The sequence below is a fragment of the Polymorphobacter sp. PAMC 29334 genome, from assembly GCF_019431245.1.
Lineage (GTDB): Bacteria > Pseudomonadota > Alphaproteobacteria > Sphingomonadales > Sphingomonadaceae > Polymorphobacter_B > Polymorphobacter_B megasporae.
Genome location: NZ_CP080243.1, coordinates 2,277,830 through 2,293,754 on the forward strand (window position 1 = coordinate 2,277,830; position 15,925 = coordinate 2,293,754).

Consider the following 15,925-nt stretch of genomic DNA (forward strand, 5'->3'; position numbering starts at 1 on the left):
ACAACGCCTCTACCCATGATCGCCGCGCTCGCCTTTTACCTGTTCGCGGGCTTCGTCATCCTCGGTGGCGCGCTGACGATCCTGTCGCGGAACCCGGTCCACTCGGTGCTGTGGCTGATCCTCGCCTTCTTCAACGCGGCCGGGCTGTTCGTCCTCCTCGGGGCGGAGTTCCTCGCGATGATCCTCGTCATCGTCTACGTCGGCGCGGTCGCGGTGCTGTTCCTGTTCGTCGTGATGATGCTCGACGTCGACTTCGCCCAGTTCCGCGCCGGCTTCGCCAAATATCTGCCGTTCGGCATCGGGCTCGCTGTCGTGCTCCTCGCCGAACTGCTGCTGATCCTCGGGGGCGGCAGCTTCGGCGTCAGCGCACCCGCCGTCAGTCACGCCCCGGTGATCGCGGGCATGACCAATACACAGGCGCTCGGCGCCCTGATCTACACGCGCTACGTCTATGTCTTCCAGGCGGCGGGCATGGTCCTGCTGACCGCGATGATCGGCGCGATCGTCCTGACGCACCGCCAGCGCCCCGGCATCCGCAAGCAGAATATCAACATGCAGAACGCGCGCACCCCGGGCGAAGCGACGTCGAAGGTTCAGCCCGTCAGCGGCGAGGGCGTGACACTATGAGCGCCCCCGTCGTCATTGGTCTCGGGCATTACCTTGCGGTGGGCGCGATCCTGTTCGTCCTCGGCGTGCTCGGCATCTTCATCAACCGCAAGAACGTCATCATCATCCTGATGTCGATCGAGCTGATCCTGCTCAGCGTCAACATCAACCTCGTCGCCTTCTCGTCGTTCGCGCACGACATGGTCGGGCAGGTGTTCGCCATGTTCGTCCTGACCGTCGCGGCGGGCGAGGCGGCGATCGGGCTGGCGATCCTCGTCGTCTATTTCCGCAATCGCGGGACGATCGCGGTTGACGATATCAACCAGATGAAGGGCTAGGCATGATCCAGCTCCTCGTCTTCCTGCCGCTCGTCGCCGCGTTGATCGTCGGCCTCGGCAACCGCATGCTCGGCGACACCATCGCGAAGTCGGTGACGACCGCCGCGCTGTTCGTCTCCGCCGCGCTCGCATGGGTCGTGTTCGTCCAGACCGGGCTCGGCCACGGCGCGGGCTACACGTTGCCGGTCCTCGACTGGATCGATTCGGGCGATCTCCACGTCGCCTGGGCCTTCAAGATCGACGCGCTGACGTCGGTCATGCTCGTCGTCATCACCACCGTCTCGGCGCTCGTCCACCTCTATTCGTGGGGGTACATGGCCGAGGATCCCGACCAGCCGCGCTTCTTCGCCTATCTCAGCCTGTTCACGTTCGCGATGCTGATGCTCGTGACCGCCGACAACCTCGTCCAGATGTTCATGGGCTGGGAGGGGGTCGGCCTCGCGTCGTACCTGCTGATCGGCTTCTGGTATTACAAGCCGAGCGCCAACGCCGCCGCAATCAAGGCGTTCGTCGTCAACCGCGTCGGCGACTTCGGCTTTTCGCTCGGCATCTTCGGCACCTTCCTCGTCTTCAAGACGGTCAAGCTCGACGTCATCCTCGCTGCCGCTGCGGGTATGAAGGGGACGACCTTCCTGTTTCTCGGCGTGCCGGTCGACGTGATGACGTGCCTGTGCCTGCTGCTGTTCGTCGGCGCGATGGGCAAGTCGGCGCAGCTCGGCCTCCACACCTGGCTTCCCGACGCGATGGAGGGGCCGACTCCGGTATCGGCGCTCATCCACGCCGCGACGATGGTCACCGCCGGCGTGTTCATGGTCTGCCGCCTGTCGCCGATGTTCGAGACGAGCGCGACCGCACTGACCGTCGTTACCTACGTCGGCGCGGCGACCGCGCTGTTCGCCGCGACCGTCGCGTGCGTCCAGACCGACATCAAGCGTGTCATCGCCTATTCGACGTGCTCGCAGCTTGGCTACATGTTCTTCGCCGCTGGGTCGGGCGCGTACGGCGCGGCGATGTTCCACCTGTTCACCCACGCCTTCTTCAAGGCGCTGCTGTTCCTTGGCGCGGGAGCGGTGATCCATTCGATGCACCACGAGCAGGACATGCGCTTCTACGGCGGCCTGCGGAAGAATTTGCCGCTGACCTTCGCGGCGATGACGATCGGGACGCTGTCGCTGACCGGCTTCTTCTTCACCAGCGGCTATTATTCGAAGGACGCGATCATCGAGGCGGCGTTCGCGCGCGGCACGCAGGCAGGATATTTCGCCTTTGCGATCGGTGCGTTCGTCGCGCTGCTGACGAGCTTCTATTCGTGGCGGCTCGCGTTCCTGACCTTCTTCGGTGAACCGCGCTGGGCGGGCAGCGAGCATATCGCGCACGCCCATGACGAGCATCACGGCCACGATGCCGAGACCGGGCACGCCGCGCACGATACGGAATCGACCAACGATAGCGTCGGCATGGAGCACAATCATGCTCCGGTGCACGCACAGGTCGCCACCGGCACCGGCGGCTATCATCCGCACGAATCGCCGTGGACGATGCTGCTCCCGCTTGCCGTCCTGAGCATCGGCGCATTGTTCGCCGGCTTCGTCTTCCACAATGCCTTCATCTCGCCCGAAGGCGGTGCCGCGTTCTGGCAGGGCTCAGCGGTGTTCAACGCGCACCTCGCCGAGGCGAGCGAGCATCTGCCGGCGTGGGTCGTCTGGACCCCGGGCGTCATGTTCTTCCTCGGGCTCGGCCTCGCCGCGCAATATTACCTGCGCGATCGCGACGCCCCGGCGCGCTTCGTCAAGGCGTTCGGCGGGCTGTACGCCTTCCTCGTCCACAAATGGTATTTCGACGAGCTGTATAATCTCGTCTTCGTCCGCGGCGCGTTCTTCTTCGGCAATCTGTTCTGGAAGGTCGGCGACCAGGGCATCATCGACCGCTTCGGTCCCGACGGCATCGCCGCCGCGGTATCGGAATCGGCGTCGGTGGCGAAGCGCTTCCAGTCGGGCTACCTCTATTCGTACGCGCTGGTCATGCTGATCGGGGTCGCCGCGGCGGCGACATGGTTCGTGCCGCGAGTGTTCCAGTGAGCTTCCCCATCCTTTCGGTCATCGTCCTCTTGCCCCTCGTCGCCGCCTTCTGGGTGCTGCTTGCGCCCGGGGCCGAGGACGCGCGCGCAAAGAACGCCCGGATCACCGCGCTCGTCGTCACGCTGATCGAACTCGCGCTCGGTGTCGTCCTGTGGGTCAGCTTCGACACCTCGACCGCGGCGTTCCAGTATGTCGAGAAGATCGACCTGTTCGCACCGTTCCTGTCGTGGCACCTCGGCATCGACGGCATCGCGCTGATGCTGATCGTCCTGTCGACCTTCCTGATGCCGTTCTGCATCCTCGCGTCGTGGGACTCGATCCAGAAGCGCGTGCCCGAATACATGGCGGCGTTCCTGCTGATGGAGACGCTGATGATCGGCGTCTTCGCGAGCCTCGACCTGTTCCTATTCTACGTCTTCTTCGAAGGCGGGCTAATCCCGATGTACTTGATCATCGGCATCTGGGGCGGCGCGCGGCGGATATACGCGAGCTACAAGTTCTTCCTCTACACGCTTCTCGGCTCGGTGCTGATGCTGCTGGCGATGATCTACATGGTCAGCGTCGCGCACACGACCGACATCCCGACGCTGCTGACCTTCAATTTCGATCCCGAAGTCCAGACGTGGCTGTGGCTCGCCTTCTTCGCCTCGTTCGCGGTCAAGATGCCGATGTGGCCGGTCCACACCTGGCTGCCCGACGCGCACGTCGAGGCGCCGACCGCGGGGTCGGTGATCCTGGCCGGCGTCCTGCTCAAGATGGGCGGCTATGGTTTCGTCCGCTTCTCGCTGCCGATGTTCCCCGACGCGTCGGTCGAACTGATGTGGCTGGTGTTCGGCCTGTCGATCGTCGCGGTCGTCTACACCAGCCTCGTCGCGCTGGTGCAGTCGGACATGAAGAAGCTGATCGCTTATTCGTCGATCGCGCACATGGCGTTCGTCACCGCCGGCTTGTTCGTCTTCAACACCCAGGGGATCGAGGGCTCGCTGCTGATGATGCTCAGCCACGGCCTCGTCTCGGGCGCGTTGTTCCTGTGCGTCGGGGTGATCTACGACCGGCTCCACACCCGCGAGATCGCGCGCTACGGCGGGCTGGCGAACAACATGCCGCGTTACGCCCTGTTCTTCATGCTGTTCACGATGGCGTCGGTCGGCTTGCCGGCGACGAGCGGCTTCGTCGCCGAGTTCCTCGTCCTCCTCGGCACCTTCGCGGCGTCGACGTGGCTCGCGGTCGGTATGACGACGGGCATCATCCTCGGCGCGGCGTACATGCTGTATCTGTACCGCCGGGTGATCTTCGGGACGCAGGATAATCCCGAAGTGCTGGCGATGACCGACCTCAACCCGCGCGAGATCATCACGCTGGTGCCGATCGCGCTCGCGGTGCTGTGGATGGGGATTTATCCGACGAGCTTCCTGACGCCGCTTCATGCGCCGGTGGCGAACCTGCTCGCGCGCCTCCATCACGCCGCGCCACCGGTCCAGAAGGTGATGCCCGCGACGGCAAAGGGTCCGGCCAAGTGACTGCCATGACCACGCTCGCCCAATCGGTCCATCTCGCGTCGGTCGAGGCGATCCTGGCCGCGGGTGTTTTCGTTACGCTGATGCTCGGCGTGTTCCGCGGCGACCGCAGCCTGGTGCCGCTGACATGGGTCGTCGTCGCGATCATGGCGCTCGCGGGCGTCTATCTCGGCGTCGTCCCCGCCGCCGGGGCGACCGGTTTCGGCGGATTGTATATCGCCGACGGCTTCTCGACCTTCCTCAAGGTGCTGATCCTCGTCGCGGCAGCGGTATCGGCGGTGCTCGCGCTGCCGTACCTCAAGCAATCGGCGACCGCGCGCTTCGAATATCCGGTGCTGCTGCTGTTGTCGGCGCTCGGCATGTGCATGATGGTCAGCGCGAACGACATGCTGTCGCTCTATGTCGGCCTCGAGTTGCAGAGCCTCGCGGCGTACGTCCTCGCCGCGTTCCACCGCAACGAGGCGAAATCCAGCGAAGCGGGGCTCAAGTATTTTGTGCTCGGCGCGCTCGCCAGCGGTATCCTGCTCTACGGCATCAGCCTCGTGTACGGCTTCACCGGCACGACGAGCTTCACGGGGCTCCACGCCGTCGTGCGGGGGCACGGCGCGGCCGATATCGGCGTGCTGTTCGGGCTGGTCTTCATCCTCAGCGGCATCGCCTTCAAGATCGCCGCGGTGCCGTTCCACATGTGGACCCCCGACGTCTACGAAGGCGCGCCGACCCCGGTCGCGGCGTTCTTCGCCAGCGCCCCCAAGGCGGCGGCGATGGGCCTGCTCCTCCGCGTCGCGATCGACGCGTTCGGGGGCATGACCTTCGACTGGCGCCAGATCGTCACCTTCGTCTCGATTGCATCGATGCTGCTCGGCGCGGTCGGGGCGATCGGGCAGGTCAACATCAAGCGGCTGCTCGCGTATTCGTCGATCAACAATATCGGCTTCGCGCTGATCGGCCTCGCCGCCGGCACCCGCGAGGGCGTCACCGGCGTGTTGTTCTACCTCGCGGTCTATCTCGCGATGACGCTCGGCAGCTTCCTCTGCGTCCTCCAGATGCGCGGCCCCGACGGCGAGCCGATCGAGACGCTCGCCTCGCTCAGCGGCCTGTCGCGGACGCGCCCGTGGCTCGCGACCGGCTTCGCGATCTTCATGTTCAGCCTCGCCGGCATCCCGCCGCTGCTCGGCTTCTGGCCCAAGTTCGCGGTGTTCCAGGCAGCGATGGACGCGCATCTCTACGTCCTCGCCATCGTCGGCGTCGTCGCATCGGTCGTCGGGGCCTATTATTATCTCCGCGTCATCAAGTCGGTCTATTTCGACGATCCCGCCCCGGCGTACGCCCCTGCCGACAGCCGCACCAACAGCGCGCTGATCGTCGTCGCGGCGGTGTTCTGCTCGCCGATCGGGATGCTCGCGATCACCCCGCTCGTCGCGGCGGCGAGCCGTGCTGCGGCGGCGTTGCTCTGATCACCCATTTACCCACCGTTGGTTCGACCAACGACTGGCTCGCCGAACGCTCCGACCTGCCCGACGAAAGCTGGGTCCGCGCCGATACCCAGACCGGCGGGCGCGGACGGCGCGGGCGGGCGTGGCTGTCGATCCCAGGCAATCTTTTCACCAGCGTCGTCGTCCGCCGTCAAACGGGGGAGGGCCCGCCGCAGCAATTGTCGTTCGTCGCCGCGGTTGCGCTCGCTGCGATGCTCGACCGCTGGATCGCCCCCGACCGGCTGAGCCTGAAATGGCCGAACGACGTCCTGCTCGACGGCGTCAAGGTCGCGGGCATCCTGCTCGAGGGCGGAAGCGGGGCGACGATCATCGGCTTCGGCGTCAACCTCGCCGGCCACCCCGACGCGACCGAGCGCCCGGCAACCTCGCTCCCCGCCGCGGGTATCGCCGCGCCGACCGCCGCCGAAGCCGCCGACCGGCTCGCCGCGACCTTCGCCGACGCGCGGGCGACCTGGCGGACCTATGGCTTCGACGCAGTCCGCACCGCTTGGCTGGCGCGCGCCGCGGGGCTCGGCAAGCCGATCGAAGCGCGGCTCGGCAGCGAGACGATCAGCGGCACCTTCACCGGCATCGCCTCCGACGGCGCGCTCGACCTGACCCTCGCCGACGCCAGCGTCCGCCGGATTCACGCTGGCGAGGTCTTCGCGCTATGAGCGCGTCAGGGACACCGCCATGCTGCTAGCGATCGACGTCGGCAACACCAACATCGTCTTCGCGCTCGTCGAAGGTAAGGACATCCGCCAGCGCTGGCGGATCTCGACCGATCGCAACCGCACCGCCGATGAATATGCCGTCTGGCTCAACCAGTTGATGCAGCTCGAAGGCGTCGAGCGCACACATATCAGCGCGGCGATCATCGCCACCGTCGTGCCCCCGACTTTGTTCAACCTCCAGCATCTGTGCCGCAAATACTTCAAGGTCGAGCCGATCGTCGTCGGGACCGAGGGGATCGAATACGGCATAACCATCGCCGTGCCGAACCCCGGCGAAGTCGGCGCCGACCGTATCGTCAACGCCGTCGCCGCGCACGCCGCGACGCGCGGTAACCTGATCGTCGTCGACTTCGGCACGGCGACGACCTTCGACGTCATTACCGAGGACCCGATGACGGGGCAGGGGTCGTATCGCGGCGGAGCGATCGCGCCCGGGATCAACCTGTCGATGGACGCGCTCTACGCCGCCGCCGCCAAGCTTCCGCGCATCGCGGTCGAGCCTCCCGGCGGCAATCACAGCGTCATTGGCACCAACACCGTTCACGCGATGCAGTCGGGCGTGTTCTACGGTTACGTCGGCCTCATTGAAGGTTTGGTCGCGCGCATTACATCGGAGATCGGGCGACCCATAACGGTGATCGGCACCGGGGGCCTCGCCACCCTTTTCAATCGCCATACTGAGGCCATCGATATGGTCGATGGCGACCTTACCATTCGCGGATTGCTCCGCATCTACGCCCTCAACACGACTGGAACATAATGGCCGTCAATAAAAACAAGAACTTCCTCACCCCCGGCGACGAACTGCTCTTCCTGCCTCTCGGTGGGTCGGGGGAGATTGGTATGAACGTCAATCTCTACGGCTGCCGCGGCAAGTGGGTGATGGTCGATCTCGGCATGACCTTCGCCGACCCGAGCTATCCGGGCGTCGACCTGATCCTGCCCGACCTCAGCTTCATCGAGGAGCGCCGCGAGGACCTGCTCGGCATCGTCATCACGCACGGGCACGAGGACCATATCGGCGCGATCCCGTATCTCGCCGCCGACCTCGGCGTGCCGATCTACGCGACGCCGTTCACCGCCGGGCTGATCCGCGGCAAGCTCGAGGAGGAGGGGCTGACCAAGGAGGTCAAGCTCCACGTCATCCCGATGGGCGGGTCGATGACGCTGGGCGACTTCAAGTTCAGCTACGCCGCGATGGCGCACTCGATCCCCGAGGGCAACGGGCTGATCATCGAGACGCCGCACGGCCGCATCTTCCACACCGGCGACTGGAAGCTCGACGACCAACCGCAGATGGGCTCGCCGTCGACCCCCGACCAGCTTCGCGCGCTCGGCGACAGCGGCGTGCTGGCGATGATCGGCGATTCGACCAACGTCTTCAACGCCAAGGCCAGCGGCTCCGAAGCCGGGGTCCGCGACGGGCTGCTCGAGGTCATCCGCAACCGCAAGACCGGGCGCGTGCTCGTTACGACCTTTGCGTCGAACGCGGCGCGGCTGCACACGCTTGGCCAGGTCGCGCTCCAGGTCGGGCGGCAGGTCTGCGTCGTCGGGCGGTCGATGGACCGCATCCTCGGCGTTGCCCGCGCCACCGGCTATCTCAAGGACTTCCCGCCGATCCTGTCGTTCGACCAAGCGGCGCGGCTCGATCCGTCGAAGCTGCTGATCATCTGCACCGGCGCACAGGGCGAGCCGGCAGCGGCCCTGAGCCGCATCGCCAGCGGCAGCCACCAGCATCTTAAGCTCGAGCGCGGCGACTGCGTGATCTACTCGTCGAAGGAAATCCCCGGCAACGAGCTGTCGATCGGCATCGTCCAGAACGCGCTCGCGACGCGCGGGGTCGAGGTCATCACCGAACGCCAGGCGCACGTCCACGTCTCGGGCCACCCCGGCAAGCCCGAACTCGAGGCGATGTACGGCTGGGTCCGGCCCGAGATCGCGATCCCGGTCCACGGCGAACGCCGCCACCTCGAGGCGCACGCCAAGCTGGCGCTCGACATCGGCGTGCCGCGCGCAATGGTGCCGACCAACGGCAACGTCATCCGCCTCGCCCCGAACGGCCCCAAGCTGATCGGCAACGAAAAGGTCGGGCGGCTGGTGCTCGACGGCGACGTCATCCTGCCCGCCGACGGCTCGACGATGCTCAGCCGTCGCCGTATCATGCACAACGGCTACATGTCGGCGACGGTCGTGCTCAACGGCAGTGGCAAGCTGGCAGCGAAGCCGGCGATCATGGCGCAGGGCGTGCCGGTCGAGGAAGACGCGACCGAGTTCATCGCGGAGTGTTCGGAAGCCGCCGCGCAGGCGGTGCGCAACGGCGATTCGCGCAACCCCGAGAAGTTCTTGGAGAGCATCCGCGTCGCGGTGCGGCGCGTGGCGCGCGACTGGACAGGGAAAAAGCCCGTTACCGACGTGCAGATCGTCCGGGTGTGACGGTGGCGGCAGGTCCTGAACGTCGGGAAGTGGCGGGGGCCGAAGGGTCTGTTCGTCACCTCGGCACCGGGGCTGCGGTAAAGTTTCGTCACATCGGCGCAGGCCGGGGCCCATGTTTGAACACACGACGGCCTTCGCGTTGTGCGGATAATTGGGTCCCGGCCTTCGCCGGGATGACGGCAGGGTAAAGGGCGGTTCGTCATGCGCTGGTACTCCGCCGTCGTCATCTACATCCTGTTCTGGATGCTGACCTTGTTCGCCGTCCTCCCGTTCGGCGTCCGCACCTCCGCCGAAACCGGCGAGGCGCTGATCCCCGGTCAGGCCGACAGCGCCCCAGTGCGTCCGATGCTCCGGACCAAGGCGCTGTGGACGACCGCGGTCTCCGCCGTGCTGTTCGGCATCTACTACTGCAACTATGTCTACGGCTGGATCACGATCGCCGATATCCCGGGGTGGGGCTGACAAAAACGCTGTCCTACACTGCGCCGGTCCGCCTAGATTGCTGGCATGACTGAGTCGGCCCCTTGACCGAAATCCGGAGCGCCACCGCGCAAAACAACCGGACCGGTACGACGGGGAGGATATGCGGGGGGTACGTGGCTTCAGGTTCATCAACTTCGTCCAGTTTGCTTGACACTCGGCCGAACCGGACGGGCTCGTGACGATCTCGGCGGCTTCTCGAGCCGGGCCGCCCGCCGTTGCGGTCCCAGCGAGGCCGCGGCACTTTACCGGCGCGCTCTACCTCCAGGTCATCGTCGCAATCGTCGCCGGCGTCCTCGTCGGCTATTTCTTTCCCGCGACCGGGGCGGCGCTGAAGCCGCTCGGCGACGCCTTCATCAAGCTCGTCAAGATGGTCATCGCGCCGGTGATCTTCCTGACTGTCGCGACCGGCATCGCCGGGATGGGCGAGTTGCGCTCGGTCGGGCGGGTGGTCGGCAAGTCGTTCGCCTATTTCCTGTTCTTCTCGACGCTCGCGCTGGCACTCGGGCTCGTCGTCGCCAACATCGTCCAGCCGGGGACGGGGCTCCACATTGCGCCCGCGAGCCTCGATTCAGGCGCCATCGCGAGCTACACCGCAAAGGCGCACGACACGACCGTCGTCGGCTTCCTGACCAACATCATTCCAACGACAATGGTCAGCGCACTGACCGAAGGCGACATCCTCCAAGTGCTCTTCGTCGCGATCCTGACCGGGGTTGCGCTCGTCCTGATCGGCGACAAGGGTCAGCCGGTCCTGACCGTGCTGACGTCGGCGACCGCGCTCATCTTCCGCATCGTCGCGATCCTGATGCGCGCCGCGCCCTTCGGCGCGTTCGGCGCAATGGCGTTCACCATCGGCAAGTTCGGGCTGGGGACGCTCGCGCATCTCGCAACGCTGGTGGTGAGCTTTTACATCACCTCGCTGCTGTTCGTTTTCGTCATTCTCGGCGGGGTCGGGCTGTATTGCGGCTTCTCGATCTTCCGCCTCGTCGCGTATTTGAAGGAGGAGCTCCTCCTCGTCCTCGGCACGTCGTCGTCCGAAGCGGCGTTGCCGAACCTGATCGCCAAGATGGAGGCGGCGGGGTGCCGGCAGGAGGTCGTCGGGCTCGTCGTGCCGACCGGCTACAGCTTCAACCTCGACGGGACCAACATCTACATGACCCTCGCTGCGTTGTTCATCGCGCAGGCGACCGACGTTCATTTGACCATCGGCCAGCAGGCGCTGCTGCTCGGCGTCGCGATGCTGAGTTCGAAGGGCGCGGCGGGGGTGACGGGGGCAGGGTTCATCACGCTCGCGGCGACCCTCGCGGTGGTGCCGTCGGTGCCGGTCGCGGGGATGGCGCTGATCCTCGGGGTCGACCGATTCATGAGCGAATGCAGGAGCTTGACCAACTTCGTCGGCAATGCGGTGGCGACGATCGTCGTATCGAAGTGGGAGGGCGGACTGGATCACGCGAAGCTCGACGCGGCGTTGGGGCGGAAGGCCCTCTGATCCTCCGCGTCTTCGGAGAAAGCTTGGAAGATCCTACTTCAATCGCTCCAGCGCCTGCGCCAGCACGACGTACAGCTTGCCCACATCCGACGACACCAGCGTCACCGCCAGCGCCTGTCCCTCGCGGTCCGCCCGCACCCGGTCGAGCAGCGTCTCGAACTCGCCGATGTAGCGCGTCGCCTGCTCGGCGAAGACCGGGTCGTGCTGGAAGTGGCGGGCGATCGCGCGGGCGGTGCCGCCGTCGATCAGGCGGACGGCCCGCCTCGCGAACAGCCCGCGGTCGCCCTTGAGGTATGCCGCCCAGTCGCCGTCGCGGACCTCGATCGCCATCGGCCGGGCGATGTCGATCGCCTGTGCCCGAAGCGAATCGAGCAGCGATGCCGACCGCTTGGCGATGTCATCGCGCAGCCGCAGGTCATATCGGGTGTCGACCTCGTCGATCCGCGCCTCGACCGTGGCGACGGTCGCGGTCAGCCCCATCAACCGCGCCGCGATCCGGTCGGCGGTCGCCTGCGCGGCCAATCCAGCCTGCGTCGCGGCACCGTCGAGCCCGGCAATCTCAGCACGGATCGGGTCGCCGAATGCAGCCTTGGCGCGCGCGGTGCCGGCGTTGTCGAGCGCCGCCTCGGCCTCGGCAACGATGGCGTCGAGCGTTGTCCGCATCGTGCCGGCGGTGGCATTGGCGACTTCGCGGACGCGCGACAGCACCTCGATCAGCGCCTGCGCCGATGTCAGCGCTGACCCCTGCGCGACGCCCTCGATCGCCGCGAGCGTCGCCTGCGCGGTCCCGAGTTCGGCGGTCAGGCCATGCGCGGCCTTCTCGACGACGGCCTGCTGGCGGGCGACTTCGGCTCCAGCCGCAGCGATCGCCGCCGCCGCCGCATCGACCGGCGGGACAAGCGCGGTCGTCGCGGTGTTGAGTTGGTCGAGATCGCTGGTCAGCGCCGCCACGGCCTCGGCATGAACCGGCAAATGCTCGGCGAGCGTCGCGATGACTCCGTCCGCCCCGCCGGTCAGCCGTGCAATCCCGGCGTGCGCATCGTCGAGCGCAGCGTTTGCCTGCACCAGCGGCGGGTTGACGCTGTCCGCCGTGTCGCGGATCGCCGCCATCCGCGTCTGGAAACCATCGAGCGTTGCGGTGCCCATCGCAGCAGCATGACCGAGCCGCTTGTCGAGGATGGCAAAGCTGCGCTCGATTCCCTCGACCATCGCCTGCGACCCTGCGTCGTGATCCGCGAGCCGTGCCGCCAGCGTGTCGCTGACATCGATGATCGCGGTCAGGCGGGCGGTCACCCGCTGCGCCGCCTCGCCGCCGATCGCGTCGAGCGCCACGCGCGCCTGGTCGACGCTCGCGAGCAAGGCATCGGTCTGGACATGGATACCGTCGCGAGTCGCGTCGAGCGCGGCGGTGGCACGATCGAGCGCGGTGTCGACGGTGCGCCCGAGCGTCGCCGTCCGGTCGGCGATCGCCCCCGCTGCCGCAACCGACGCGTTCTCGATCCCGGCGAGCAGCCCAGCCATCGTCGCGCTCGCCTCGGTGACCTGTGCCGCAGCGGCATCGTTGCGCGACCAGACCCCGGCGAGCATCGTCTCGACCGTCTCGAGCTGGCGCCCCGTCTCCGACGCGGTCCGTTCGAGGATCGTCGCGAGCGACGTTGCCTGGCGGCTGGCTTCGGGGAGGAGCGTGCCGATCTGCTGCGACGCGCCGCTGGCGGTGTTGCTCGCGAGCTGGAGCGCCGCTGCCCCGGCTTCGAGCCGGGTTGCGGCGAGGACGAGGCCGCCGCCATCGCCTGTCGCGGCAGCGCGCAGGCCCTCGACGCGGGTCAGGACCGCAGCGAGCGTCGCGTCGATGTCGAACAGCCCCTCCCGGATCGCCGCCGTCGCTGCGCCCGCCGCAGCGCTGCGTGCCTCGAGCTCGTCGAGGTCGCGGCGCGCGGACCGCCGGAGCAGGTCGATGCCGATCACGACGACCGCGAGCGGCGCGGCGATCTGGACCACGAGCTGCGCGACGAGCCCGGCGATCAGCACCGGGTCGCGCTGCGCGAAGCTGCCGCTCATCGACCCGGCGATAATCGCCCCGGCAATGACGATCAGCCACGCAAGGCCGATGAGGAAAATGATGACCGGGCGGCGGCGCGAAGTCTCGGACGAATTGGTCACGGCAGGACGGTCACCTTCGCACACGGCTGTTGGGATCACAGGGTCTATCACCCGTCGCCGGGCGAGGACAGTCCGCCCGCTTGGCAGACCGGGGTTGCGGCCCGTATGACCCCGGCCAATGTCGACCGCCGTCCTTTTCTCAGCTCCGCTACCCCCGCCGGGGACATTAGTGCCGCTTGTTGGCGGGCTGACCGTTCTCGAACGCCAAACGCGGCAGGTGCGCCGCGCCGGGATCGCGCGGGTATTGGTAGTCGACGAGGGACCGCTCGACTGGGCGACGCTCAACGGCGATGTGGTGGTGATTGATACCGGTGTCGTCCTCGACGACCGGATCGTCGCCGCGCTCGCCTTGGCCACCGCCCCCGCGATCGCGACGTGGCCGGCGGCGAGCGGACGCGGCAGCGAGCGCATCGACGCTCAGGATATGACGGCGGGTATCGCGCTTTATCCAGCGTCGCTGGTCCGCGATACGGCTGCGTCGCTCGGCGACTGGGATCTTGCGCCGACGCTGCTCCGTGCAGGGTTGATGGCGGGGGCGATGCGCGTCGACATGACGAGGCTCTCTCTGTTCGAGGCGACGTTGGACCGCGATGTGCCGCTCGTCTGGGCGCAGCCCGACGATGCCGATGGTGCCGAGAAGACGACCGTGGCGCTGATCGCCGCTACTCAGCCGGGATGCCGCGACGCGCCGGGGCGGTGGCTCGAGACGCCCGCCGAGGATGCCGCAGTCCGGCTCTTGTTGCCGCTTCGCGTGCCTGCCGATGCCGTGGCGCTTATCGCGATTGGGTTCGCAACGGGTTCCGCGACCGCTTTTGCGCTCGGCTGGATGTGGATCGGTCTGCTCTTTGCTCTGCTCTGCGGCCCGATCGCCGGCACCGCAGCAAAACTCGCCGGGGTCCGCGTCGAGCGCGTTCGGGTCGGCGGCGACGCAATCGAGTTTGCGCCGTACGGCTGGTTCATCGCAGCGGCGGCGCACTTCGCTGCAATCGGAACGACGACGGCGTGGCCCGTCGCGGCGCTGTTGATCGGCTTCATGCTCGCCGAACGCATCCAGCGCGGCTTCTTCCGCCGCTTAACCGGCTCCACGCTCGATTTGGCCGGAACGTTCGAGGCGCGCTTCGGGCTCATTGCGGCGCGGCGCGGTACGCTGCTGTGGTCGTGGCTGGCGTTCGCGCCGTTCGGCGCGTGGTTCGCGGGCTTCGTCGTCCTCGCCGCCTACGCCACGGCGAGCTTTTTTGCCGCCCAGTGGCGGACCTTCAAGCGGCTCGGTGCCGCCCGATAAGTCCGCCGAAGGCTGTCGTTACCGCGCGCTGAGCGGGACGTACTCGCGGTGGGTCGCGCCGGTGTAGAGCTGGCGCGGGCGGCCGATCTTCTGGTCGTGGTCCTCGATCATCTCGTTCCACTGCGCGACCCAGCCGACGGTCCGCGCGATCGCGAAGAGCACGGTGAACATCGACGTCGGGAAGCCGATCGCCGCCATGACGATGCCCGAATAGAAATCGACGTTGGGGTACAGCTTCTTGTCGATAAAGTACGGATCGCTCAGCGCGATCCGCTCGAGCTCGAGCGCGACGTCGAAGATCGGGTCCTTGAGCTGGAGCTTGTCGAGCACCTCCTTCGCCGTCACCGCCATGACCTTGGCGCGCGGGTCGTAGCTTTTGTAGACGCGGTGACCGAAGCCCATCAGGCGGAACGGGTCGTCCTTGTCCTTCGCGCGGGCGATGAACTCGGGGATGCGGTCGACGGTGCCGATCTCACGGAGCATGTTGAGCGCCGCCTCGTTCGCGCCGCCGTGCGCCGGGCCCCACAGGCAGGCGATACCGGCGGCGATGCACGCGAACGGGTTGGCTCCCGACGAACCGGCAAGGCGGACGGTCGAGGTCGACGCGTTCTGCTCGTGGTCGGCCATCAGCATGAACAACTTGTCCATCGCGCTCTCGATCACCGGATCGACGACGTACGGCTCGGCGGGCACGCCAAAGGTCATCCGCAGGAAGTTGCCGGTGTAGCTCAACGAGTTGTCGGGATAGAGGAACGGCTGCCCGACCGCGTACTTATACGCCATCGCGCCGAGCGTCGGCAGCTTGGCGATCAGCCGGTGGCTGGCGATGACGCGCTGCTTCGGATCGTGGATGTCGGTCGAGTCGTGGTAGAACGCCGACAGCGCGCCGACGACGCCGCACATGATCGCCATCGGATGCGCGTCGCGACGGAAGCCGCGGAAGAAGGTCGACAACTGCTCGTGGACCATCGTGTGGCGGGTGATCGTGTGGGTGAATTCATCGTGCTGCGCCTTCGACGGCAGCTCGCCGTTGAGCAGGAGGTACGACAGCTCCATGAAGCTCGACTGCTCGGCGAGCTGGTCGATCGGGTAGCCGCGGTGGAGCAGGATGCCGGCGTCGCCGTCGATGTACGTGATCTTCGACTCGCACGCGGCAGTGCTGGTGAAGCCGGGATCGTAGGTGAAGCGCCCGGTGTTGGCGTAAAGCTTGCGGATGTCGACGACCTCGGGGCCGACCGACCCGGCCATGACCGGATAGTCGAAGGATGCGTCGTCGATGCTGAGATGGGCGTTGCCGGTCATATCGCTCGTCCTTGTTCAAGAAGTGGCG

General features: G+C 66.9%; 13 protein-coding genes. 11 read left to right on the top strand and 2 right to left on the bottom strand.

The features are described from left to right. Positions 1–15 precede the first annotated feature (15 nt). The 10 genes from KZX46_RS14540 to KZX46_RS14585 all read left to right on the top strand — a co-directional run bounded on the left by KZX46_RS14540 (position 16) and on the right by KZX46_RS14585 (position 11,153). Positions 16–627, top strand: coding sequence for an NADH-quinone oxidoreductase subunit J (locus tag KZX46_RS14540; RefSeq protein WP_219774594.1), 612 nt, complete (start codon positions 16–18; stop codon positions 625–627). Next, positions 624–944 carry an NADH-quinone oxidoreductase subunit NuoK gene (gene nuoK, locus KZX46_RS14545; protein ID WP_219774595.1) on the top strand — a complete coding sequence of 107 codons (321 nt, stop codon included), beginning with the start codon at positions 624–626 and terminating at the stop codon, positions 942–944. Before KZX46_RS14540 ends, nuoK begins: the two co-directional genes overlap by 4 nt. A 2-nt stretch (positions 945–946) precedes the next feature. Next, entirely contained in the window at positions 947–3,022 is a 2,076-nt protein-coding gene (gene nuoL / locus KZX46_RS14550) for an NADH-quinone oxidoreductase subunit L (protein ID WP_219774596.1), read from the top strand. Further along, on the top strand, positions 3,019–4,542 hold the full coding sequence (locus tag KZX46_RS14555; protein WP_226895970.1) for an NADH-quinone oxidoreductase subunit M: 1,524 nt from the start codon (positions 3,019–3,021) through the stop codon (positions 4,540–4,542). Before nuoL ends, KZX46_RS14555 begins: the two co-directional genes overlap by 4 nt. A 5-nt stretch (positions 4,543–4,547) precedes the next feature. Then, positions 4,548–5,996, top strand: a complete 1,449-nt coding sequence (gene nuoN, locus KZX46_RS14560) for an NADH-quinone oxidoreductase subunit NuoN (protein WP_219777022.1) — start codon at positions 4,548–4,550, stop codon at positions 5,994–5,996. Positions 5,997–6,052: 56 nt separating this feature from the next. Next, positions 6,053–6,688: a biotin--[acetyl-CoA-carboxylase] ligase gene (locus KZX46_RS14565; protein WP_255615561.1), complete on the top strand. Its 636-nt coding sequence runs from the start codon at positions 6,053–6,055 to the stop codon at positions 6,686–6,688. Positions 6,689–6,707: 19 nt separating this feature from the next. Next, entirely contained in the window at positions 6,708–7,508 is an 801-nt protein-coding gene (locus KZX46_RS14570) for a type III pantothenate kinase (protein WP_219774597.1), read from the top strand. Further along, positions 7,508–9,181, top strand: coding sequence for a ribonuclease J (locus tag KZX46_RS14575; RefSeq protein ID WP_226895971.1), 1,674 nt, complete (start codon positions 7,508–7,510; stop codon positions 9,179–9,181). The genes KZX46_RS14570 and KZX46_RS14575 overlap by 1 nt, the downstream gene beginning before the upstream one ends. 201 nt (positions 9,182–9,382) lie before the next feature. Then, positions 9,383–9,643, top strand: a complete 261-nt coding sequence (locus KZX46_RS14580; RefSeq protein WP_216707534.1) for a DUF1467 family protein — start codon at positions 9,383–9,385, stop codon at positions 9,641–9,643. Positions 9,644–9,839: 196 nt separating this feature from the next. Beyond that, positions 9,840–11,153, top strand: a complete 1,314-nt coding sequence (locus KZX46_RS14585) for a dicarboxylate/amino acid:cation symporter (RefSeq protein WP_226895972.1) — start codon at positions 9,840–9,842, stop codon at positions 11,151–11,153. 33 nt (positions 11,154–11,186) lie between these two features. On the opposite strand, the gene KZX46_RS14590 is transcribed toward KZX46_RS14585, so the two are convergent. Further along, positions 11,187–13,313: a hypothetical protein gene (locus KZX46_RS14590; protein ID WP_219774598.1), complete on the bottom strand. Its 2,127-nt coding sequence runs from the start codon at positions 13,311–13,313 to the stop codon at positions 11,187–11,189. Positions 13,314–13,482: 169 nt separating this feature from the next. Between KZX46_RS14590 and KZX46_RS14595 the strand changes: the two genes are divergently transcribed. Further along, positions 13,483–14,595, top strand: coding sequence for a hypothetical protein (locus tag KZX46_RS14595; protein ID WP_219774599.1), 1,113 nt, complete (start codon positions 13,483–13,485; stop codon positions 14,593–14,595). 18 nt (positions 14,596–14,613) lie between these two features. Here the strand turns inward: KZX46_RS14595 and KZX46_RS14600 are convergent, their stop codons facing one another. Beyond that, positions 14,614–15,897, bottom strand: coding sequence for a citrate synthase (locus KZX46_RS14600; RefSeq protein ID WP_219774600.1), 1,284 nt, complete (start codon positions 15,895–15,897; stop codon positions 14,614–14,616). Positions 15,898–15,925 lie beyond the last annotated feature (28 nt).

What these genes read in the sequence shown, in the direction of transcription:
- nuoK (WP_219774595.1), top strand. Translation starts at nt 624, where the DNA reads ATGAGCGCCCCCGTCGTCATTGGTCTCGGGCATTACCTTGCGGTGGGC.
- KZX46_RS14570 (WP_219774597.1), top strand. Translation starts at nt 6,708, where the DNA reads ATGCTGCTAGCGATCGACGTCGGCAACACCAACATCGTCTTCGCGCTC.
- nuoL (WP_219774596.1), top strand. Translation starts at nt 947, where the DNA reads ATGATCCAGCTCCTCGTCTTCCTGCCGCTCGTCGCCGCGTTGATCGTC.
- KZX46_RS14540 (WP_219774594.1), top strand. Translation starts at nt 16, where the DNA reads ATGATCGCCGCGCTCGCCTTTTACCTGTTCGCGGGCTTCGTCATCCTC.
- KZX46_RS14575 (WP_226895971.1), top strand. Translation starts at nt 7,508, where the DNA reads ATGGCCGTCAATAAAAACAAGAACTTCCTCACCCCCGGCGACGAACTG.
- nuoN (WP_219777022.1), top strand. Translation starts at nt 4,548, where the DNA reads ATGACCACGCTCGCCCAATCGGTCCATCTCGCGTCGGTCGAGGCGATC.
- KZX46_RS14600 (WP_219774600.1), bottom strand. Translation starts at nt 15,897, where the DNA reads ATGACCGGCAACGCCCATCTCAGCATCGACGACGCATCCTTCGACTAT.
- KZX46_RS14580 (WP_216707534.1), top strand. Translation starts at nt 9,383, where the DNA reads ATGCGCTGGTACTCCGCCGTCGTCATCTACATCCTGTTCTGGATGCTG.